Below are 21,853 nucleotides of genomic sequence, written 5' to 3'. Positions count from 1 at the left end.
GCTAAAAGTGCGAAAAATTCGCCGTGTTTTACACAGTTTTTTGCACAGTTATGTCAACGCAATGGTTATGTGTTACACTGCAAATTCATATTGTCCTCACCCCTATTGTCAAGGTTAATCAAAGGATATTCTCATGGGTAGTTTCTCAATCACACATTGGTTAATTTTACTGGTTGTTGTTGTGGTCATTTTTGGCACCTCAAAACTGAAAAATGCCGGTAAAGATTTGGGTGGTGCCGTTAAAGGCTTTAAAGATGCGGTCAAAGATGAAAACGAACAGCATCTGAACAAAAACCGTGTCCTTGAACACGAAAAATCTGAACTCAATACCACGCAGACCCAACAAGATAAACATAACGTTTAAACCCTAGTCGTTACTTTTTCTTTGGTTTTTTAATCCCTAACTGCCACGGTTGTTATGTTTGATATAGGTTTCTCCGAAATACTGTTATTTGGGGCGATTGCACTGATTGTGCTGGGCCCTGAAAAACTCCCCCAAGCGGCGCGTACTGCAGGTCAGTGGTATGCCAAATTCCGCCGTACGGTTGCAACACTGCAATCAGAAATTGAAGCTGAGCTTGACCTTGCCGAAACGCGCAAGCAGATGCAGCTTGAGCTGGAAAAAATCCGCCAAGCTGAAGTTGATATGAAACGTGAGATGGAAGCCCTTCGCAGCAGTGTGAGCGAACTACAGCAACATGGCAAAGTACCTTCGATGCAAGCTCACAATACCCAGTCGGCTGATACAACCCCTAATCTTGGTCATGATACTAACGCAGTTAGCCTATCTACTGAACCATCTAGTCATGAACCTTCCAATCATAAGCCACCTAGTCATTTAGCTGAGCCAACAAATGATAGCACCGCGCTTTTACCAAACAAGCCATCTGACGAATCTTATCTAGCAGAAACCAAAGCAGACGATTATTTGCTGAGTCTAGAGGCTGATGTCGAAGCTGATGCAGTGGCTAAAGACTTACATGAAGCCCTATTCGCTGCCACTGAGCCAATGTATTATCGTTGGTTTTTGCTCAGTGATTATGACCGTGTCAGACGTCTTCCCAATCCACCGTTTTTACCCAATTATCAAGCCGATCCTCTACTGCACCAATTGCCAAGTTTGGGTGGAGTTGCCCAGTGACCAAGCTTATCAAAACCAAAAAAACGCCTGAACAATTAGCCATTGAACAAGCTAAAGATGATAAAGCATCGCAAGACAACACTTTGGTAGATATGCCCATCACTGAACATTTGATTGAATTGCGCCGTCATTTGATTCACGGTTTTGCGGCGGTTTTGGTGATTTTTTTGGCATTGGCGGGCTTTTCGCGAGAAATCTACGATATTTTTTCCGCCCCATTAACGGCGCTGTTGCCAGTCAATTCTTCTATGATTGCAACCGATATCACTTCGTCATTTTTGGCACCGATTAAATTGACGCTGTATCTGGCTGTTATCTTGGCGATGCCGTATATTTTGTACCAAATTTGGTCATTTATCGCCCCAGGGCTGTATAAGCATGAAAAACGTATCGCCCTACCCGTGCTATTGTCATCGGTGATTTTGTTTTATCTGGGGATTGCGTTTGCCTATTATGTCGTGCTCAAAAGCGTGCTGGCTTTTTTTATCAAATTCTCCCCCGACAATGTATTACCGATGACCGATATCGAAAGCTATTTAAATTTTGTACTCAAGCTGTTTTTAGTGTTTGGGGCAACCTTTGAGATTCCTGTGTTGACGCTGCTACTGGTCTTGGCTGGGGTGGTGACGGTGGATGGCTTGGCGCAAAAACGCCGTTACATCATTGTGGGTTGTTTTGGTATTGCCGCATTGGTGACACCGCCAGATGGTTTATCGATGGTGATGCTGGCTATCCCGATGTGGTTATTGTTTGAACTCGGTCTGGTCATGGCGCGTTTGCTCATCAAAGAAAAACAGCTGATTCGCCAAGACCAACAAGCCGCACAAGATGCATCATCTTAATCAGCAAACGTGTATAAGTTCAGCAAAAACTGCCAAATTTTGCTAAAATAGCCTACTTTTCTGTTAGCAATGGCCTTATGTCAAACCCCAGCGTTATCCCCACCCAATCCCCTATCCATAGCCCGACCCAACGCCCAACGGGTGAGCAGCAGCAGGCTGTCGATATGGCACTCACACGCCAGTCGTTTAAGGTGGTAGCGTATGCCGGCGCAGGTAAGACTACCACGCTTAATCTGATTGGCAATCAGCTGCGTGGTCGCGGAATTTATTTGGCATTTAACAAAGCGATTGCTTCAGAAGCGCAGCGCAAATTCCCCCACCATGTCGACTGTCGCACTTTTCACTCATTGGCATTTCGTCATACCGCTCGCGATATCACCGCAAAGCTGCAACTACCGCGTTTTTCTCCCAGTCGCCTCGCCTCAAATTTGGGCTTGACGCCTGTGCAAGTCAAACGCCAAATTGAAGGCAAAAGCCAGTTTGTGACCTTAACGCCAGAGCGACAAGCGCGATTTGTCTCCGATGCGGTGAGCACGTTTTGTAGCACCCATGCCAGTTACCCCGCGCCGCGTCATTTGCAGTTTCCTGACTGGTTGGTTGCCAGTGAAGCTGAGCAGCTGCGCGATACCTTATACCCGTATGTAGAGCGGCGCTGGCAACAGTCGATTGACCCGCGCCACCCTGCGGGGATTGGGCATGATATTTACCTCAAACTCTGGGCGCTATCCAAACCGGTGATTCCTGCGGATTTTATCTTATTTGATGAAGCGCAAGATGCCGACCCCTTGATGATGGGGATTTTGTCCAATCAGCCCAACCAAGTCATCTATGTGGGTGACGCGCATCAGCAAATTTATGAATGGCGCGGCGCTGTCAATGCCATGAAACGCCTGCCGCTACCCCAAACCTTGCTCACCCAATCTTTTCGATTTGGCGACCAAATTGCCGATGTGGCGAATGGGTTTTTAAAAGCGCTACAAGAAGAGGTGCCACTGCGCGGTAATCCTGCGATGACGTCTACCTTAGGCAAAAGTATGGTGCATGGTAAAAAAGATGCCATTCTTTGCCGTACCAATGCCAGTGCGATGGTCAATCTGTTATCTGGGCTTAAAATGGGACATAAAGTTGCGCTACAAGCCGATACAGACCGTTTACTCAAATTTAGTCAATCTGCCGAACGCCTAAAAAAAGGACAAGCAGCGTATGGTGTACCTGAGCTTGCCTACTTTAACAATTGGCGCGACGTGCAGGATTATAGCGAGACGAGCGAAGGCAGCGATTTAAAAACCCTGGTCAAATTGGTCGATGAACATGGCACGGAAACGCTAAACCAAGCGATCAACAGCTTGACCACACTGGATAAAGCCGACTATATCATTTCTACCGCGCATAAAGCCAAAGGGTTGGAATGGTCAAGGGTGCAAATTGACAATGATTTTTATTATGATGTGACTTCTCAGGCGGTAAAAATCTCCCCCGAAGAGTTGCGACTGCTGTATGTCGCCTGTACGCGCGCCAAGGTAAATTTGGATATTTTTAATATTCAAGATTTGATTCACGGACTCAAAGATAAAAAGGTGATTTATGGTTAATAAATTTTATTGAATATTCCAACACCATAACATTCTATTATTTACAGGTGCTTGTAAATAAGGTGTATTGATTCCTAAAAAAGCGCAAATTAATTTAAGGTTGAATGCCTTGAACTGTAGTTTAAAGTTTTCATTAGGATAGTTATAGCCAATAGGCTGACCTGCATATTTTGCTTCATGCACAAGTTCATTTCTAATCAATGAAACCTTACTGATAGAAACATACTCCTTTTTTAATTCATTAAAAACTTGCATTTCAGCTGCCCATTCTGGCAAATCAATTTTAAATTTGTTCGCTATGATAATTGCTCTTTCATGATGTCGTTTTTGTTTTTGCTTACCATAGATTATTTCATATAATTTATACAGACCGTCTAAAACCTTATAATGAGCATCAAATATTTCCCATTCAAAATCTAAAGTTTGTGCAATTAAAAACCAATGAATACAGGCTTGCATTTGCACTCTTTGTTGTGTGGTTTTTGCATCAATATAAAATTTATTGATGGCTTCCAAGCCTTTTACTCTATCATCTTGTTCTAACACAAGACCATTTAATGTTGAAGGTTTGTAGGGGGTTTTACCTAGATATTTATAATTTTTTGGATTTAAATAAAGCCCTTGCAAAAAACCATAGCCGAGAATTAGGAAATGTTTGTGTTCATCAGTAAAGTTCTGAGTTTGTAGAATATGGGTGGAAGGTAAAGTATAAAAACTACTTCTTACTAAGGGAGCAGATTTTTTAAATTTTTTTAATTCTTCATCATTGTGCTTTAAAGCTTTAAACGATGGATAAATCCAGCCATTGCTAACTTCCATATTATGGTAGAACCATGAAATATATTCGTCAAAATTTTCATTAGGTATAATACTAAAACTTTGACATTTCACTTCTGACTTATCTATAAGAAATCCAAAATTCACTTAAACCTCGCCCAAAATAACTACCATTATTTTATTTATTAATGCTTTATAATACCTGATTTATTTAATTGAAGTATTATATGATACATTACCCAAATTTTGAGAAGCCCCAAATCGTCCTTGCGCCGATGGAAGGACTGACCGACCCATTGATGCGGGATATTTTAACCAGTATCGGACATTACGACTGGACGGTCAGTGAGTTTATTCGCGTCACCCAGCACGTCCTGCCCGCGCATGTGTTTTATAAATTTGTACCCGAACTTTTGCATGAGGATGGTTTAAAAGGCAAAACCATTCACGGCACGCCCGTCCATGTACAGTTACTGGGCAGTGAGCCCGAATTGATGGCAGGTAATGCCGTCAAAGCGGTCGAGCTTGGTGCGTTAGCCATTGATATTAACTTTGGCTGCCCTGCTAAAACTGTCAATAGTCACCGCGGTGGCTCGGTGTTGCTCACCGAACCTGAAACCTTGTATCAAATCATCCATGCAGTACGCCAAGCCGTGCCATCGGATACGCCTGTATCAGCAAAAATCCGACTCGGCTATGAAGATACTTCACTAACCCAAGAAATCGGCGATGCGGTGCAATCAGCCAACGCCAGTTGGCTGACCATCCATGCCCGTACCAAAACCCAAGGCTATAAACCCCCTGCCTATTGGGAGTTAATCGCGCCCCTGACGCAGCGGCTGGGCTTACCGATTATTGCCAATGGCGAAATTTGGCAGACTGAACAAGCCATGCGTTGCCGCAAACAAGCGAACACCCCACATATCATGCTCGGACGTGGTGCGGTCACTCGTCCTGATTTGGTCAATCAAATCAAAGCGATGGATAAAGGTGACAGGGCAGAAAATATGGTTTGGCAAGCGCTACTCAAGCTACAAATTGCGTTTTTGCAAGGACATGCCCGTAGCGACAATATGCTGGTGGGACGTTACAAACAATGGCTTGGCATGTTGACCCAAGGCTATGAACAAGCCAGCGAGCTTTGGCAAACGGTCAAAAAACAAAAACAGCTTGAGACCATTGTTGCGATGTTGCAAGCACAATCCCAAGCTGGCGATTGCTCATAGCAAATTAGCTCAACCGTATCGCTAAATAAAACAACATCAGCGGACAAGCTAGGCTAAGCGACCAAATAATTGAGCGAAAGGTTGCCCAATTGGCAATATACGCCAACCCATAAATAATCCGTAATATCACATACAACCACGCCAACTGGGTCACCACTGACAGCGGTACAAAAAATAGCAACGCCACAATTACCGCTGACAAGAATACCGGCAAGGTTTCATAGCTATTTTGCTGCGCGGCATTGGCACGCGCTGCCGCGCCCGTTTGTTTACCCAAAAAATCGCGCGGATTGGCATTGTCTTTGCTTTTAAATCCGCCAAAGACCTTTGCCAATATCGCAAACACCAAGGGCAATAAACTGGCAACCATCATTGCCAGCACCACGCTGCTATTGGTGGCGGGAACAGCACTTAGATAGGGAAACATGCCGTTATTCCCTACCCTTTAACCGTTTCATGAGTGATTTCATCAGAGGTTTCATCAATGATTTCATAGTCATGGGTGATTTTGACACCGCCATTTTCTAGCATACGACTGGCTGAGCAGTATTTTTCTGCCGATAACTCGATGGCTTTTTTAACCTGCGTTTCTTTGATAGCGCTACCTTTGACCACAAAATGCAAATGAATGTCAGTAAATACCGCAGGAATCGTGTCGGCACGCTTAGCCGATAGCTGACACTCAACATCGCTCACCGCCTGACGGGCTTTTTGCAGGATACTGACCACATCATAACTGGCACAGCCGCCAAGCCCCATCAAAACCATTTCCATGGGTTTGGCACCCAATTTTTCCGCTGAATCCATGATAATTTTATTGCCGTTTTCGGTCACGGCTGCAAAATTAATGTCTTCGTTTTTTAACCAATTTACCGTTGCTTTCATACTATCCCCAGATACTTATAATTTTTAAAAAAATATTTTGTATAAAATCAAGCGATATTATGCGCTTTTTATGTCCGTGAAACAATTTATAGCAAATAAACATTACACTTTTGACATAAAAACTGGTTTAATAGTGGGTAATAAAGGCAGTGATTACATTGTCCATGTTTTTTAGCAATAATAATAAAATAAGCGTCTGTTGGTAGAGATGGGTTTATTCCCGATGATTTGATTGACCAAAACTTTAATAATGGTCTGCAAGGATGTGTGTAAACCTTGCGACCCAAAAAACTTGATAATGTGATTGCCTGCCGATTTTAACCATTAAATTGAAGGTAATCGTCATGATTGATGCAGACGGCTTTCGAGCCAACGTAGGTATCATCTTGGCAAATACACACGGACAAGTACTGTGGGCAAAACGCGTGGGTCACGATGCTTGGCAATTTCCACAAGGTGGCATTGATTTTGGTGAAACGCCGCTTGATGCAATGTATCGGGAATTGTGGGAAGAAGTCGGACTGTATCCTCAGCATGTCAAAGTGTTGTCACAAACCCAAAATTGGCTTCGTTATCGGTTGCCAAAACGTTTTGTACGACAAGGACAATATCCTTTGTGTATTGGACAAAAACAAAAATGGTTTTTGCTCCAGCTAGATGAGAACAATGTAGAACATATCCGTTTTGATACGGCAAAACCTGAATTTGACCGCTGGGAATGGGTCAGTTATTGGTATCCACTTAACCAAGTGGTGGCATTTAAACGTAATGTATATCGCCGCGCCTTGTTTGAGTTATCACCGCAGTTGCCACTCAAGAAAGAATTGTTACTACCCAAAAACGTAAAAATTCATTCCTATTAAACCTAAACAAATAAACCTAAAAAAGCTCACTTCGGTTTCGGTGAGCTTTTTTTGGCGTATTGTCCGGGATTATCCAGTATTGCCCCATTCCAGCCAATAAAAAACCCTTCGCAGTCGCAAAGGGTTTTTGACAATAAGCGATTAAACTTATTTTTTGTTACGACCTGCAAATGCGCCGAAACGTTTGTTGAAGCTTGCCACACGACCTTCGTTTTGGGTTTTACGTTGTTCGCCGGTATAGAATGGGTGTGAGGCACTTGAAATATCGAGTGCGACGTATGGGTATTCTTTACCTTCGTATTCGCGAGTTACTTTTGATTTGATAGTCGAGCGAGTTAAAAAGTAAACGTCAGCGTTGGTGTCGTGGAATAAAACTTCTTGATAAGCTGGATGGATATCTGCGCGCATGGTTAGGTCTCTAGTCATTATCCTGCCCTTTGGTCTGCAGTTAGTATGCGTGGCATGAATCTTTATTTTGCTAAAAATTCACCCAAACACCCAACCGATTAAAGCCAACACAGGATGGATTGATAAAATTGGAAGCCGAATTTTACTAGATTTGCTTTATTTTTGCAAGATTAATTACATCGGGTTGAATAGGTATTGTAATAGTTGTTGAAAAAACACCTTCAAACTTTGGTAATCTATCAGCGATAGATTTTGGTAACGTTGAGATATGACAACTTTTTAATGGGTTGTTGCAAACGCTGTATGTACCTATGCTATTTAAATCAGTATCATATACGAGTAGTCCTGCATCAGTGAAAGACTTTAACTCGCCATTTTCCCAATTAGCCTTTTCATCACAGTTAAATTTGGTATAAAAATAATTATACAGATAGTCATAATACATTAAGGCTTGTGGTAAAACTGCGGTTGTCCCATTACTAAATAAAACCGCAACTTTCCCATTGTTATCATAGCAAAACCAACCTAAATCATAATCACTCAAACAGAATTCTTTATTCATATCCATTAGATTCTAAATAAATTAAGGGTTTAAAAATTTAACCAATTAGCTAGTTTGTCGTTAGCATCACTGGCTAACGTCCATTTTTGCGGTTGTTTAACATGCACGTCACTCACGGGTGGCACTTCAAGCACCAGCAACTCATCACGACGAAATACATGACACACGGCCGGATCTTCACTAATTGTTTGGGTTTTAGCCGTGGCTTTGAGCCATTTTTCGCTCGCTTTCAACCCATCAATTGCCACGATGACGTCATTAGCAGAAATCCCTGCAGCGGCGGCTTGGCTATTTCGCACAACACGTTGCACTTTTAACCCAGTAGGCTCGCTCATATATTTCATGCCCCAAGTAATATCATCGTCTTTTTGTTCAATACTCACACCCTGTTCTGACAATAGTTCAAATAGCGGTAATTCTGTCGTGCCATCGATATAATTGGCTCTAAAATCTTGCCAAACCTCTTTGGGTAAGCATTCATTCATGACGTCATCCAGATTGGCGTCCGTCATACCAAAACGGCGATTATCTTGGGCTTTGGCTTTGTCATAAAAAACTTTTATCATATCAAAAATACGTTTGCCATGGTTTATCAAAGTCAAGTCTAAACATAACGCCACCAGCGCGCCTTTGTTGTAGTAGCTAATCCCGGCATTGGCGGTGTTCTCATCACCACGATATAGCTTTATCCACGCATCAAAGCTTGATTCTGCCACGCTTTGCAGGGCGCGTCCGTGGGTTTGATAGTAACGATTGATTTGTTCAGCAAGCAGTTTAAGATAGCTATGTTGCGAAATAACCCCGCTTTTTTGTAGCATAAAATCATCAACATAACTGGTAAAGCCTTCAAACACCCATAGCAAGGTGGTGTACGTCTCTTGGTTAAAATTGGCGGTTAAAAAAATTTCGGGACGCACGGTTTTAACCCACCACGCATGAAAATATTCATGGCTACACAAGCCCAAAAAGCGTTGATAACTCTCGCTTGGCTCAGCTTGTTCAAAAAATGTGGGTAGGTCATCTCGTGGGGTAATCAAACTGGTGCTGGCAAGGTGCTCAAGTCCGCCATAGTCGCTTGAAGTTGCCATGGTCATAAACAAATAATCATCAAATGGCGTATCACCGAGCCAATCAACATAGCTTTGACAAATTTTGCTAAGGTCAGTTTCTAGCCGTTCAAGGTCGCTGTGGTGTACGCCAGAAATCACAAATCGGTGGGGAATGGTGTTTGCGCCACTTTCTACATCGAACCAAAATTCATCTTGCTCAGCAATTTCAAACGGGCTGTCGGTGAGTTGCTCGTAGTTGTCTGCAGTTAGCTGATAGATGGTTTGTTCGGCTTGTTGGTGCATTTTTTCCGCTAAGGCAGTAGCTAGGCTGACTTCCACACCGTTTACCTCATAAAAGTCTTGCGGGCAAATGAGTTCGGCTGTAATCGCTTGGTTTTCTTGCCCTTGTACCGCTAATGCTAGGGAGGTGAAGTTGCCGTACAGGCGAGTTTCATCGACATACGCCCCACGCACGGATAAGTCATAAGCATAGACTTCATAAGTGACGCTAATGCGGTCGCCTTGTTTGGCGTGGATTTGCCAGTGGTTTTTATCAAGTTTTTTAAGGCGTTGATTGTTGTTGGCGTTGGGGTGATGGATGGTGGCGGTGACTGCCGTAATGTGTTTGCTAAATTCTCGAATCATATAACTGCCCGCAATCCAAGCAGGTAGCCAAACGATTGGGTCGTCGTTGTCCGCAGTAAACGTAAGCGTGACATCGACAAGGTGTTCACGAAATTTTTTAAAATCAAATTGGTAATGAATTTGGGACATTTTTTATCAGCTTTTTAGTGATTATATTTAAATATTGAAATAGGGTTACATTTTAGCAGATTGATTTTAGGAATTTGCAACTTTTACCGCTACCAAAAAGCTATCTCATAGCGAGATGGCTTTTTTTGTGACTTTGATAATTACAGCTCGAATCGTTACGGCTCAAATAGTTACAGCTCGCCAAATTCTAATTGCTGATGCCACAGTTGATAATCTGGCATGACTCGTGCTACCTGCGCCCAAAATCGTGCCGAATGATTGGGCTCAATCAGATGACAAAGCTCATGCACCAACACATAATCCGCGCAGTCTGGCGGGAATTGCGCCAGCCAAACGGACAAGCGAATGGTTTTGGCTTGGGTGCTACAACTGCCCCATCGGGTCTTCATGGTGTAGGGCGTAATACTTACTGCTGATTTACCGACTTTTTCTTGCCAAAACGCTTGGCGATTTTGAATAAATTGAGTGAGCCAAAATTTATAAATATAGAGTAAGGTTTTGCCAACATCCAATCGCGCCAGCTCGCTTGGTTTTATGTGGTGTTTTAACAATAACTCTCTGACTACAACCTGTTGCCCTTCAAAATAAATGTTGCTTTCAAGGGTCAAATTTGCCAAGTCTTTAACATCATTGATATAAGCAGGTTTTTTGGGTTTAAGTTGTTTAAGTTTTCGTTGTTTTTGCTGACAGTCGATTGCCCATGCAAGGCGATGTTCAAGCGATTGCATCAGCAGGTGTTGTGGCATACGCATGGGGTAAGACACGCTGAGCAAGCTGGTAAACGGTGCTTCATCAATCGATTTGATACGAAAGTTGATATGTTTGACCCGTTTGCTTTCAATCGCAAGCTTGATGCCTTGCTCAGCGTAGGCGGTGAGTACAGTTTGCATAAGTTTTAGCAATTATTGACGCAAATAATGCTCAAAAATCGTCCCAAAGTCATAATTACGAATGGTCTTTAAACGCTCGCCATAGGCATTTTCTACTTGTGCGACAGTTTGGTTGATGACATCCGGCAAGTTAAGCACCACGTTTTCTGACAGTTCGCGTAAGCTAAACATATTGGTGACGGTATTAAAGGATTTTTCTAGCACCGTTTCTTCATGGGCAATGCGTTTGCATTGCTCGCTAATCGCAGTCAGCGCCTTATAGATGTCGCGGATTTGCTCGATTTGATTTTTGTCGATATCAATCGAAAACGCCATACCGCCCAAGCTAAATTTTAGCTCAGCATCCATATCCATCGTGCCTGCGGTCTCAATCATGATATTGGCGGGCTGAAAATTGCGGTATAGATAGCGTTTTAGCAGACGTTTTTTACTGGTCGCCGACTGACCGTCAAGGTGGATAAAGGCGACATTGGTAAAGCAATATTCGTCCATTTTTGACTTAATCACAAAATAAATGCGCTCGTTATCTTCATGAAAAATATAGTCATCAATATCGGTTTGGTTAAACTGGCTCGGTGGGATGATTTTACCGATGTCACTTAAACCCAATGCATCTGAGGCAAGATTTTTAAACATAATCACTTCCTGTTTTATCCATAAAAATTGTTAAAAACGCTGTCGTGCGAAAAACTGTTTTCGATAACATAACACAAATATCACATTGGCAACATAGATGTCATGCTGATTACTGGCTATGATAACGCCATAACACTGATAATAAACAATAAATGAAAATTAAGGAACAAAAATGAAAGCCAAGCCAACATCTAGCAATTTGAGCGATATTGATTCGGATAGTTTTACTGTGCACTTGGATGATGAATCCTTGTCATCAAGCCATATTGAAGCGGGTGAAAGTGGTTTGACCGCGATTCATCGCCAAAATATTGATGAGCAGCGCATTGATGAATTACTGGTTGAAGATAGCTTTAACGAAGAGCATTATCCGACCATTGGTGATATCGCTGACCCTGATGCCGCAGATGAAAGTTATAAAAACTGATTTTCTGTACTGAAATTTTTTGTATTTAAACGTCAAAACGCCAAAAAGGTTGGTAAGTTACCAACCTTTTTTATTGGCTTGCAGTTAATAAGACTTGCTATTAATGAATGCGCTTAATAATCCGCTTTAAGCCCAAGCTTTAACAATAAGTCTTAATAATAAGTATTAATACCATCCTTGCAGATTTTGTTGCCACGCTTGCACGTGTGGCAATGCCAATGATTCAAACAAGTCAATATGCGCAGCATCCATATTGAGTGCAGGGATATAATGATAATCCCCACCGCCATTGGACTGGAATGTCTGTCGATTTTCGACTGCCAACTCTTCTAGCGTCTCTAGGCAATCTGCCGAAAATGCTGGGCTCAGCACCTGTACTGATTTGATGCCTTGCTTACCCCACTCGGTTAAGGTGACATCCGTATAAGGTTTGACCCATTCTTGCTTACCAAAGCGTGATTGAAAACTACATTCCCACTCATGATGCTCAAGCCCCAACACTTGCGCCAAATGCGCTGCCGTACAGCGACAGCGTCTGGCATACGGATCGCCTTTTTTCTCATATGGCTCGGGAATCCCGTGAAAACTCAATAGCAATTTTTCAGGTTTGCCATGTTCAGCTTGGAAGCGTTTGACGCTCTGGGCCAAGGCTTGGATGTATTGCGGATGAGCAAAATAATCTTTGACAAAGCTAATGCTGGGTAAATTACGCTGCTTAAGCCCCCATTTGGCGACGACATCAAACACTGCCCCAGTGGTGGAACCGGAAAACTGTGGATAAGCTGGCAAAATCACCATTTGCTCTACTTTTTTGGCAGTTAATGCCGATAGCACATCTGTTAACGCAGGTTTGCCATAGGTCATGGCAGCATGGACGCTTACTTTGCAAGGCAGTTGCTGTTGATCAAAACGCTGCTGCAACAAGTCCACTTGGGCAAGCGTGATTTTACGCAGCGGGGAGTCGCCATCCCACACGCTCGCATAGGCGTGGGCAACCCGTTTGGGGCGACTGCGTAGCACAAACAAGTTTAAAATGATTTGCCAAATAAACTGCGGGATTTCAATCACGCGCGGGTCGGACAAAAATTGTTTGAGATAGCGGCGCACCGCTGCTTCAGTCGGCGCATCGGGTGTTCCCAAATTCACAAGGACAACGGCAATTTCAGGTGGATTGCTTGGCTTCATAATTTGTGTTTAATCCAAAAAATCATAAAAAAGTGGGGTTAAGATTAGCATATTTACTAGGGTGCGCGTACCGGATAATCACCTAAAATTGCTCAATTGTTGCATTTTTTAAGCTATATTTGAATCAATGACAACCTAGCCCACCCATCACCAATAGCGCATCTACTAGACGAGAATTTTGTTCAGAGGATACCGGGCTTTTAGCAGGACTTTTAATAGGACTTTCAAAGGTTGCGTTTTGTGAGGGACTGCTAGCCGATTCACCGTCCGCTTGGTGGTTATGTGGGCTGTTGGTTTTGGTGGCTGTTTGAATGGCTGACCATCGTGTCGCTTGTAACTGTACTAGCGTTGGCAGCCAAAACCGCTGTCGGCTGATAAAACATCGGCTGATGAAACGCCAAATACGTCAATGCCAAAAATCCCGTGAGCGCCAATCCTGTGAGAGCCAAGCCTTTGAACAATAGGAGTGTATGGTGGGGTGATGAGGCTAAATTTGGCATTTGAATTCCAAGTTGTGATAACCCATATAAACCCTTACAATAGCTATACTTTTAATGCGTTATCAATCAAAAATTAGTGAGAAAGCGGGTGAGTACACAGCAACACAAACCACATACCAAGATTTTACCTGAAGCTGAATTGACTGTCCCCAAAAATTTTGACGACGATCATCCTATTAGTTTTGCCAAATCTGATGGCAAATCTGTGGGTATCGTCACACCGCAAAAAATTCATTTTGATACCCCACTGACACTAGAATGCAATCGCACGCTGCCATTTTTTGATTTAATGGTGGAAACTTATGGCGAGCTTAACGCCGATAAATCCAATGCGATATTGATTTGTCATGCGCTATCGGGCAGTCATCATGCGGCTGGCTATCATAGTAGCGATGATAAAAAAGCAGGCTGGTGGGATAATTTTATCGGTCCTGACAAAGCGATTGATACCACGCGTTTTTTTGTGGTGTGTCTTAACAACATTGGTAGCTGCTACGGCTCGACGGGTCCAACCAGTACCAACCCCGAAACCGGCAAGCCCTATGGTCCAGATTTTCCCTTGGTCACCATCAAAGACTGGGTAAAAACCCAAGTCATGCTCTCTGACTATCTGGGCATTGACATTTGGCATGCCATTGTTGGTGGCTCAATGGGCGGCATGCAAGCCATGCAGTGGTCAATTGACTATCCGAGTCGGCTAAAAAAATGTGTGGTCATTGCCAGCACGCCGAAGCTGTCTGCGCAAAATATCGCCTTTAACGAAGTGGCACGCCAATCAATTTTATCCGATCCTGATTTTTGTGAAGGACGCTACATCGAGCAGGGCAAAATCCCCAAACGCGGCTTGATTTTGGCGCGTATGGTCGGTCATATCACTTATCTCACCGATGAAGCGATGCGGGTAAAATTTGGACGCGATTTGAAAGCCGGCAAGCTGATGTTCAACTACGATGTAGAATTTCAAGTGGAAAGTTATTTACGCTACCAAGGTGAGCAGTTTAGTGAACGTTTTGATGCCAATACCTATTTGCTGATGACCAAAGCCCTGGATTATTTTGACCCGGCGCGTGGCGCGATTGGGGATGACAGTCTCAATGATAGTTTGAGTGATACCGATGCGCTACGATTGGCATTGGCAAATACCCAATGTAAGTTTTTAATTATATCCTTTACCACCGATTGGCGGTTTAGCCCAGAGCGCTCGCAAGAAATTGTGGATGCGTTAATTGCCAATGGTAAACCCGTAAGCTATATCAATATCGATGCCGCGTATGGGCATGATTCGTTTTTGTTTGATATCCCGACCTATCGTCAATCGGTATTTAATTTTTTAACCGCCTAACTTAGATTTAACTTTGGATTTAACTTTGGATTTAACGAGAATTGAATGAAAATCGACCATCAACTTGCCGAACGCTGGATCAAACCCAATGCCAAAGTCTTGGATTTAGGCTGTGGTAACGGTGATTTACTCGCGCATTTGCAAAACAAATTGGGCGTGTTTGGCTATGGTATCGAAATCGACCAAACTAAAATCAATGACTGTGTTACCAAAGGCGTCAACGTCATTGAGCAAGACTTAAATGATGGGTTAGCGCGGTTTGCCGACGCAAGCTTTGACACGGTGGTGATGGCGCGCGCCCTACAAGCGGTCAAAGAGCCTGACCAACTACTCCTCGACATGGTACGTGTTGGCAAAGAAGTGATTGTCACTTTCCCTAATTTTGCACATTGGCAAAACCGTATTCACTTGGGTATCAAAGGCATGATGCCAATGTCTGAGGCCCTGCCGTTTGCTTGGTACAACACGCCCAATATTCACTTGTGTACTTTTAAAGACTTTGAAAAGCTGTGTGATGACAATGACATCCGCATCATCAATCGTTTTGCGGTGCAAGAAAGTGAAAAGCCCTACCCTTGGCTACTTGCACAAATCATCCGTAAAAATCCCAACTTACTTGCCGATGTGGCAATCTATCGTGTTACCAAAAATTAAGGTTTTTTATCGTTGATTCTATGCCTATGAAGATTTTGTAAGCGGATAAATTACCGTCTAATATAATAGTATGTCACAAAAGTAAAGCCCTACACGACACCAAGTGTCGCAAGCCTTTGTTTCCTCTGTGAAATATTGTAACAACTGTTTACATTTTCACTTAAATATTTGAAACGCAAAGCAAACAGTGTTAACCTAAAACAATCAAAAGATTGCGTTATCCTATTAAAACATAACGAATAGCTAAATCATTGTAAAATTTAAGATTTTCTGTTAATTCGTTTACCTATTTATTAAGTTTATTTTATCTAAACCTAGGCAAGCTTGCGACGGCTGCAGCTTGATACTCGGAGTTGGTTATGAAATTATTAAAAGTCACCGTGTTAACTGCATTTTTAGGCTTATCGGGCGTTGCGAGCGCTGAATTGGTTGCCAATATTCCACTCAATGGCTCACGCTATGACAGCATGGAACCGATGGAATTACTTAGCCAAGCTAAAACTGGCAACCAACAAGCCCAATTCTTCCTAGCCAAACGCTACCAAAAAGGTCTCGGCATTCAGCAAAACTTCCAACAAGCCATCCAATGGTACACCACCGCCGCCAAACAAGACATTGCACCCGCACAATTAAATCTTGCCATGATGTATATTCGTGGCGAAGGCGTGCAGCCTAATGCTGGGCAAGCGCGTTATTGGTTAGAAAAAGCGGCAAAACTTGGTGATAACCGTGCCAGCTATACCCTAGCCATGCTGGATGAAAAAGAAAAGAAATTGGTCGATGCCTACAAATGGTATGACCTAGCAGCTCGTGACGGCATGCTATCAGACCAAGTACGTACCCGCGCGCAAAGCAAAATCGGTCAATTGGCATTAAACTTGTCATCACAAGACATCGCCACTGCACGTAGCCGTGCGGATTCTTGGTTTCAAAGCAAGTAAGTTTAATACAACGAATTTTGGGTTAAGTGTTAAGCTAACCATTAAAATCCCTGAGACCCTAGTATTTACTAGGGTTTTTTATTTTTATGGGTTAAATTAATCAAGATTGCTCGGCGTACATTGATTGTATGAAATCGCGCATTCATGGATTTTTTTGTACAGTTTTATGCCTCAGATACGAGCGCGTTAGCCAAGTAGTTACTGCCCCAGTTTTTGCTACTTTTTTTTGGATATGACCTATGTCAAGCCCTGCCCTACCGTCAAAAAATCAGCTTTGGCTATTAGTGGCCGCCGCTGCGGTTATTTTATTGATTACGTCTGGGATTCGGCTATCGCTTGGGTTATTTATCAAACCGATTGATGCTAGCGCGCATATTGGCATTGTGCAAATCAGTTTTGCCTTAGCGGTGACACAGCTGATGTGGGGCGTGTCACAGCCTGTGACAGGGGCACTGGCGGATAAATTTGGCGCATGGCGGGTGCTATTTTTCGGTACTTTGCTACTGGCGATTGGCTGTTTTAGTGTGCCGTATTTTGTCAGCGCCGGTGGTTTGGTGGTCACGCTTGGGATTTTGGTCGCATTTGGGACAGGTGCGGGTAGTTTTTCAGTGCTGATGGGACAAGTGGCGAATCAAACCCCACCCCATATGCGCGGCACTGCGTCGGGTATTATCAATGCAGGCAGCTCGTTTGGACAATTTTTATTTGCGCCAATTTTACAAGGGTTAATTGCTCTGCCATTGGTAGGTTGGACAGGGGCAATGTATTTTATGGCAGGGACAAGTTTGCTGTGTTTGCCGTTGGCTTATTATCTCACGCACGGTAACAATGTTGGTAAACATGCGCCTGCCGCTTCGTCGGCGGTTGCCAATAACCAAGCCCACGAAACGCTATCACAAGCCATCCGACGCGCGCTTAGCGATCGTAACTATTGGCTGCTGCATATCGGCTTTTTTACCTGTGGTTTTCATATTGCGTTTTTGGTCACTCATTTGCCGATGGAAGTGACGTTGGCGGGTCTCGGTAGTAATGTTGCCTCTTGGTCGCTCGCGTTGATTGGTTTGTCAAATGTGGTGGGCAGTTTGTTTGTCGGCTGGTGTGTGGGGCAATTTCGCAGCAAATATATTTTGTTTTGGATGTATTTGAGCCGTACTATCTTGATTGCGATTTTCTTGATGGCGCCTAAGACGGCAACGACTTTTTTTATATTTGCGGTTAGCTTGGGTCTAACTTGGCTTGCCACCGTACCTCCGACTGCGGCAACTGTTGGCAAGTTATATGGGGTCAAATATTTGGCTACCTTGTTTGGATTGGTGTTGTTTAGTCACCAAGTTGGTGGGTTTTTGGGCACCTACTTGGGGGGAATTGTGGTTGATAAATTTGGTAATTATCAGTATATGTGGTATGCCGATATGGCGCTGGCTGCCTTGGCTGCTGTGCTCAATCTACCGATTCAAGAGCCAAAAATAATGAAAGCCAATGCTTAATGTTATGAGTTTTGCATAGCACTTCCTAAAATTAAATTAAAAGTTTTTTAAATAAATTATGCACCTATTCTTGGATAAAAATCTTGCGGCAAATTATCAAAGTCCTTCACAAGTGGCAAGAGTGTTAACCGAAAGTTGGCTAAAACAAAATATTTATTGCCCCAGTTGCGGCAATGAAGCTATTGAATCATTTCAAAATAATCAACCTGTTGCCGATTTCTTCTGCTCACAATGCCATGAAGAATACGAATTAAAAAGCAAACAAGGCACAAGTATAGGCAATAAAGTGGCTGATGGCGCATATCATACGATGCTTGAGCGAATTGCTGCCGAGAACAATCCCAGTTTTTTCTTCTTGTGCTATCGTAAAACGGATTTGGCGGTACAGCATCTCATCGTTATCCCTAAGCATTTTTTTACACCAAACATTATTATGCCACGTGCCAAAGGCTTGCCGACTCGACCCAATTACATCATGTGCTCAATGGATATCAGCCAACTGCCTACAAGTGGTAAGATTTCTTTAGTGACCAATGGCAATATCGTTGCTAAAGACACAGTCATTGAGCAATGGCAACAACATTTATTTTTACGTCAAACCACTGCCAAGCAAAAAGGTTGGCTGTTGGCAATTATGCAATGTGTTGAAAAGCTGCCTAATCCCAATTTTACACTCAAAGATATTTATGCCTACGCGCCAATACTTGCCAAACAATTTCCAAGCAATCAACATATTCATGCTAAAATTCGCCAACAATTACAAATTTTAAGAGACAAACATATCATCGAATTTTTGGGTAACGGCAACTATCGCAAAATACCATATTAAAATTTGAGAAAAAGCAATGACACTATTTATCCAGACAACTGATTTTAAGAAGATTGCCCAATGTGAATTTGAAAACTTCTATGCCAGTTATATCGACTTTGACCAACAACAATGGCAGTTTATACAACGCCCGAATGAAGAAAGCGAACGAAAAAAGCAACGTAGAAATTTCTTATTTGTTTCAATTTGATAGAATCGAGCATAGTGACTATGTTGAGATTTTTCATAATGGCATGGATGAAGCGTTTATCCAAAACAATATTCTAAATGTTATTCAAAGCCATCTGCCTAATGTCCATTACTATTTTGACTAAAATTTATGCCGACCATTACCCAACAATCCCCTGCCAAAATCAATCTATTTTTACATATTACCGGTAAACGCCCCGACGGCTATCACAATCTACAGACCGTATTTCGGCTGATAGATTTGTACGATACGCTCACTTTTAGTCAGACGGATAAAGCCATTGGCGACAACTTGCCCGTCATCTTTACCAATGCCGAGCACGTCACCGACAACCCTGCCGACAATCTGATTGTTAAAGCGGCCATTGCCTTATTAGCCTTTGCCAAAAATCATCAAATCTTGAGTGACTCGCAAATCGCCCAATTACCGATTGTTGACATTCACCTCGATAAAAACATTCCGATGGGGGCAGGCTTGGGCGGGGGTTCGTCTAATTGTGCGACAGCCCTGACAACGCTCAATACCTTATGGCAGCTGGGATTGAGCAATGAGCAGCTACGCCTCATCGGCGCAAAACTGGGCGCCGATGTACCGATATTTATTTTTGGCAAAGACGCCATTGCTGAAGGCATCGGCGAGATTTTAACGCCGATTGACTTGCCTGCGCAGCAATTTTTATTGTTAAAACCCGATGCCCATATCAGCACGGCTGAACTTTTCGCCCACCCGCTACTAAAACGGGACTGTGCAAGCCTTTCTCATGACTATTTGCAAAGCCATTGTCATGCCTTTACCAATCAGTTAACCGATGGCTTTACCAATGTTTTTGAACCTGTGGTATGTGCATTATCTGCAGATGTCAATGCTGCCATGCAGGTTTTAATGACGCTTGCCGCCAGCACCCGCACCACACCGCGCATGACGGGCTCAGGAAGCTGTGTGTTTTTGCCAGTACCTAGCGATTTTGATAAAAATAGCATTAAAGACTGGCTACAATCCTCACCTTTTCAGGCGTATTGGGTACACACGCTGTAATAAATTTTTGATAAATCAACAATTGCAAAAATTTTGTTGTTTATGCCCAAAAAAAGCTTGCAATTTTATGTTTTTTGGTTAAAATATCGCTTCCAATATAGGGGTATCGCCAAGTTGGTAAGGCACCAGGTTTTGATCCTGGCATCCGTTGGTTCGAGTCCAGCTACCCCTGCCATATTCAAAGATGTACAGATTTTGTTGTGCATCACGTAGTAAAAATTTTGTCATAAAATCTGCGCTGTTCAAGACATTTTACATTGACAAAATCGCCTAAAATCGGTATAGTTCGCACCGTCACAGGGGTATCGCCAAGTTGGTAAGGCACCAGGTTTTGATCCTGGCATCCGTTGGTTCGAGTCCAGCTACCCCTGCCATTTTCTTTACTAACCCATTTTTAGTAGTTGACGTAATGACGTTTTTCTCATCCTAATTGTAAAAGTTAGTTGATGAGTTTTTTTTGTTTGATGAAACCGTCGTTGGTCTAGAAAAATAGGACTCGCATATGCCTTATTTGGCGATTTTTACCGGAAATGCCCATCCAGAATTGGCAAAAAATGTCACCAATCACTTACATATTCCACTAGGACGTGCCGATGTGACGCGTTTTTCGGATGGTGAAGTCGCGGTTGAAATCCAAGAAAATGTACGTGGTAAAGACGTCTTTATCCTACAATCAACTTGCTCACCGACCAATGACAATTTGATGGAAATCATGGTAATGGCAGATGCCTTGCGCCGTGCCAGTGCAGGTCGTATTACGGCAGTGATGCCCTATTTTGGTTATGCGCGTCAAGACCGTCGTCCTCGCTCAGCGCGTGTCCCTATCTCAGCAAAAGTGGTCGCTGATATGCTCAATATCGTGAGCATTGACCGTGTCGTTACGGTGGATTTGCACTCAGACCAGATTCAAGGTTTTTTTGATATCCCGGTAGACAATATTTACGGTACGCCGGTTTTATTTAAAGATTTACGTGAGCAAAAATACGATAACTTGATGGTGGTATCCCCTGACGTGGGCGGTGTGGTTCGTGCCCGTGCGATGGCAAAACAGTTAGGCGATGCCGACATGGCAATTATTGATAAACGCCGTGCCAAAGCCAACGAATCAGAAGTGATGCATATCATCGGTGATGTTAAAGACCGCGATTGCGTGATTATCGATGATATGGTGGATACCGCAGGCACCCTGTGTAAAGCCGCTGCCGCATTAAAAGAACGTGGCGCGCGCCGGGTGGTGGGTTATATCACCCACCCAGTATTGTCAGGTAAAGCAATCCAAACAATTGCAGCGTCAGTGCTTGATGAGCTTGTCGTAACCGATACTATCCCACTGTCAGATGCCGCAAAAAACACGGGCAAAATTCGCCAAGTGACCATTGCGCCTATGCTGGCTGAAGCGCTACGTCGTATCAACAATGAAGAATCATTGAGTGCGATGTTTGACATTATGTAGGTGATATTAAGCAGTGTTAGCCAACATATCGAATGCGGGCTTATAGGTTCAGTCCATGTTGCTATTGTTAACTGGCTATTTGCAAAATAATTGTTAAAGTTTTGCCATTTTTTTTAAAAGTGGCGCACAACGCATAAATTGGTCGCAAATTTATGCTTTTTTTCA

Annotated in this window: 25 protein-coding genes and 2 tRNA genes; 17 read left to right on the top strand and 10 right to left on the bottom strand. The window is 43.1% G+C overall.

The features are described from left to right. The first annotated feature begins 133 nt into the window (after nucleotides 1–133). The 4 genes from tatA to LAJ61_RS06555 all read left to right on the top strand — a co-directional run bounded on the left by tatA (nucleotide 134) and on the right by LAJ61_RS06555 (nucleotide 3,575). Nucleotides 134–364 carry a Sec-independent protein translocase subunit TatA gene (gene tatA, locus LAJ61_RS06570; RefSeq protein ID WP_224053273.1) on the top strand — a complete coding sequence of 77 codons (231 nt, stop codon included), beginning with the start codon at nucleotides 134–136 and terminating at the stop codon, nucleotides 362–364. A 54-nt stretch (nucleotides 365–418) separates the two neighbouring features. Continuing rightward, complete coding sequence (gene tatB / locus LAJ61_RS06565; protein WP_224053272.1) at nucleotides 419–1,141, top strand: Sec-independent protein translocase protein TatB; 723 nt, start codon at nucleotides 419–421, stop codon at nucleotides 1,139–1,141. Nucleotides 1,142–1,233: 92 nt separating this feature from the next. Next, nucleotides 1,234–1,983, top strand: coding sequence for a twin-arginine translocase subunit TatC (gene tatC / locus LAJ61_RS06560; protein ID WP_409034996.1), 750 nt, complete (start codon nucleotides 1,234–1,236; stop codon nucleotides 1,981–1,983). A 77-nt stretch (nucleotides 1,984–2,060) separates the two neighbouring features. After that, a complete protein-coding gene (locus tag LAJ61_RS06555) occupies nucleotides 2,061–3,575 on the top strand; it encodes a UvrD-helicase domain-containing protein (RefSeq protein WP_224053270.1) in 1,515 nt (504 codons plus the stop codon). A 6-nt stretch (nucleotides 3,576–3,581) separates the two neighbouring features. Here LAJ61_RS06555 and LAJ61_RS06550 read toward each other — a convergent pair whose 3' ends face one another. Next, a complete protein-coding gene (locus tag LAJ61_RS06550; protein WP_224053269.1) occupies nucleotides 3,582–4,499 on the bottom strand; it encodes a hypothetical protein in 918 nt (305 codons plus the stop codon). An 80-nt stretch (nucleotides 4,500–4,579) separates the two neighbouring features. Here LAJ61_RS06550 and LAJ61_RS06545 point away from each other — a divergent pair, with 80 nt between their 5' ends. After that, nucleotides 4,580–5,578 (top strand): tRNA dihydrouridine synthase, encoded by a 999-nt coding sequence (locus LAJ61_RS06545; protein WP_224053268.1) that lies wholly within the window; start codon nucleotides 4,580–4,582, stop codon nucleotides 5,576–5,578. 4 nt (nucleotides 5,579–5,582) lie between these two features. Here LAJ61_RS06545 and LAJ61_RS06540 read toward each other — a convergent pair whose 3' ends face one another. Together LAJ61_RS06540 and LAJ61_RS06535 are read right to left on the bottom strand one after the other, a co-directional pair. Beyond that, the gene (locus LAJ61_RS06540; protein ID WP_224053267.1) at nucleotides 5,583–6,005 is read right to left on the bottom strand and encodes an MAPEG family protein; all 423 of its coding nucleotides are present in this window, start codon (nucleotides 6,003–6,005) and stop codon (nucleotides 5,583–5,585) included. Between the two features lie 11 nt (nucleotides 6,006–6,016). Beyond that, the gene (locus tag LAJ61_RS06535) at nucleotides 6,017–6,463 is read right to left on the bottom strand and encodes an OsmC family protein (protein ID WP_224053266.1); all 447 of its coding nucleotides are present in this window, start codon (nucleotides 6,461–6,463) and stop codon (nucleotides 6,017–6,019) included. Nucleotides 6,464–6,807: 344 nt separating this feature from the next. On the opposite strand from LAJ61_RS06535, the gene LAJ61_RS06530 reads away from it, so the two are divergent. After that, nucleotides 6,808–7,326 carry an RNA pyrophosphohydrolase gene (locus LAJ61_RS06530; RefSeq protein ID WP_036596083.1) on the top strand — a complete coding sequence of 173 codons (519 nt, stop codon included), beginning with the start codon at nucleotides 6,808–6,810 and terminating at the stop codon, nucleotides 7,324–7,326. Nucleotides 7,327–7,473: 147 nt separating this feature from the next. On the opposite strand, the gene LAJ61_RS06525 is transcribed toward LAJ61_RS06530, so the two are convergent. From LAJ61_RS06525 to LAJ61_RS06505, 5 genes are all read right to left on the bottom strand, one after another. Next, nucleotides 7,474–7,734: a type B 50S ribosomal protein L31 gene (locus LAJ61_RS06525; protein WP_007117222.1), complete on the bottom strand. Its 261-nt coding sequence runs from the start codon at nucleotides 7,732–7,734 to the stop codon at nucleotides 7,474–7,476. Nucleotides 7,735–7,879: 145 nt separating this feature from the next. Then, entirely contained in the window at nucleotides 7,880–8,296 is a 417-nt protein-coding gene (locus tag LAJ61_RS06520; protein WP_135888601.1) for a hypothetical protein, read from the bottom strand. 29 nt (nucleotides 8,297–8,325) lie between these two features. Next, entirely contained in the window at nucleotides 8,326–10,119 is a 1,794-nt protein-coding gene (locus LAJ61_RS06515) for a M61 family metallopeptidase (RefSeq protein ID WP_224053265.1), read from the bottom strand. Nucleotides 10,120–10,289: 170 nt separating this feature from the next. Further along, complete coding sequence (locus LAJ61_RS06510) at nucleotides 10,290–11,009, bottom strand: M48 family metallopeptidase (protein ID WP_224053264.1); 720 nt, start codon at nucleotides 11,007–11,009, stop codon at nucleotides 10,290–10,292. A 12-nt stretch (nucleotides 11,010–11,021) separates the two neighbouring features. After that, the gene (locus LAJ61_RS06505) at nucleotides 11,022–11,645 is read right to left on the bottom strand and encodes a PH domain-containing protein (protein WP_224053263.1); all 624 of its coding nucleotides are present in this window, start codon (nucleotides 11,643–11,645) and stop codon (nucleotides 11,022–11,024) included. 172 nt (nucleotides 11,646–11,817) lie between these two features. Here LAJ61_RS06505 and LAJ61_RS06500 point away from each other — a divergent pair, with 172 nt between their 5' ends. Next, the gene (locus tag LAJ61_RS06500) at nucleotides 11,818–12,072 is read left to right on the top strand and encodes a hypothetical protein (RefSeq protein ID WP_224053262.1); all 255 of its coding nucleotides are present in this window, start codon (nucleotides 11,818–11,820) and stop codon (nucleotides 12,070–12,072) included. Between the two features lie 165 nt (nucleotides 12,073–12,237). Here LAJ61_RS06500 and hemH read toward each other — a convergent pair whose 3' ends face one another. Together hemH and LAJ61_RS06490 are read right to left on the bottom strand one after the other, a co-directional pair. Further along, entirely contained in the window at nucleotides 12,238–13,257 is a 1,020-nt protein-coding gene (hemH, locus tag LAJ61_RS06495; protein WP_224053261.1) for a ferrochelatase, read from the bottom strand. 278 nt (nucleotides 13,258–13,535) lie between these two features. Continuing rightward, complete coding sequence (locus LAJ61_RS06490; RefSeq protein ID WP_224053260.1) at nucleotides 13,536–13,757, bottom strand: hypothetical protein; 222 nt, start codon at nucleotides 13,755–13,757, stop codon at nucleotides 13,536–13,538. A gap of 175 nt (nucleotides 13,758–13,932) precedes the next feature. Between LAJ61_RS06490 and metX the strand changes: the two genes are divergently transcribed. From metX to LAJ61_RS06440, 10 genes are all read left to right on the top strand, one after another. Next, nucleotides 13,933–15,099, top strand: a complete 1,167-nt coding sequence (gene metX, locus LAJ61_RS06485; RefSeq protein ID WP_224054822.1) for a homoserine O-succinyltransferase MetX — start codon at nucleotides 13,933–13,935, stop codon at nucleotides 15,097–15,099. Between the two features lie 45 nt (nucleotides 15,100–15,144). Further along, nucleotides 15,145–15,753 carry a methionine biosynthesis protein MetW gene (metW, locus tag LAJ61_RS06480; RefSeq protein WP_007117232.1) on the top strand — a complete coding sequence of 203 codons (609 nt, stop codon included), beginning with the start codon at nucleotides 15,145–15,147 and terminating at the stop codon, nucleotides 15,751–15,753. Nucleotides 15,754–16,112: 359 nt separating this feature from the next. Then, the gene (locus LAJ61_RS06475) at nucleotides 16,113–16,694 is read left to right on the top strand and encodes a tetratricopeptide repeat protein (RefSeq protein ID WP_135888607.1); all 582 of its coding nucleotides are present in this window, start codon (nucleotides 16,113–16,115) and stop codon (nucleotides 16,692–16,694) included. 239 nt (nucleotides 16,695–16,933) lie between these two features. Beyond that, a complete protein-coding gene (locus tag LAJ61_RS06470; RefSeq protein WP_224053259.1) occupies nucleotides 16,934–18,181 on the top strand; it encodes an MFS transporter in 1,248 nt (415 codons plus the stop codon). A gap of 70 nt (nucleotides 18,182–18,251) precedes the next feature. Next, complete coding sequence (locus tag LAJ61_RS06465) at nucleotides 18,252–19,010, top strand: DpnI domain-containing protein (protein WP_267460929.1); 759 nt, start codon at nucleotides 18,252–18,254, stop codon at nucleotides 19,008–19,010. Between the two features lie 80 nt (nucleotides 19,011–19,090). Continuing rightward, nucleotides 19,091–19,324 carry a hypothetical protein gene (locus LAJ61_RS06460; RefSeq protein ID WP_224053257.1) on the top strand — a complete coding sequence of 78 codons (234 nt, stop codon included), beginning with the start codon at nucleotides 19,091–19,093 and terminating at the stop codon, nucleotides 19,322–19,324. Nucleotides 19,325–19,329: 5 nt separating this feature from the next. Next, a complete protein-coding gene (gene ispE / locus LAJ61_RS06455; RefSeq protein ID WP_224053256.1) occupies nucleotides 19,330–20,235 on the top strand; it encodes a 4-(cytidine 5'-diphospho)-2-C-methyl-D-erythritol kinase in 906 nt (301 codons plus the stop codon). A 99-nt stretch (nucleotides 20,236–20,334) separates the two neighbouring features. Beyond that, nucleotides 20,335–20,410 (top strand) — tRNA-Gln (locus tag LAJ61_RS06450). 123 nt (nucleotides 20,411–20,533) lie between these two features. Continuing rightward, nucleotides 20,534–20,609, top strand: a tRNA-Gln gene (locus LAJ61_RS06445). Between the two features lie 128 nt (nucleotides 20,610–20,737). Beyond that, complete coding sequence (locus tag LAJ61_RS06440; RefSeq protein WP_007117244.1) at nucleotides 20,738–21,688, top strand: ribose-phosphate pyrophosphokinase; 951 nt, start codon at nucleotides 20,738–20,740, stop codon at nucleotides 21,686–21,688. The last annotated feature ends 165 nt before the right edge of the window (nucleotides 21,689–21,853 follow it).

Origin of the sequence: Faucicola osloensis (genome assembly GCF_020041925.1) — a bacterium.
Taxonomy (GTDB): Bacteria; Pseudomonadota; Gammaproteobacteria; order Pseudomonadales; family Moraxellaceae; genus Faucicola; species Faucicola osloensis_D.
Note: the sequence above shows the minus strand (reverse complement) of the source record. Positions and strands in the feature narration are given on the sequence as shown.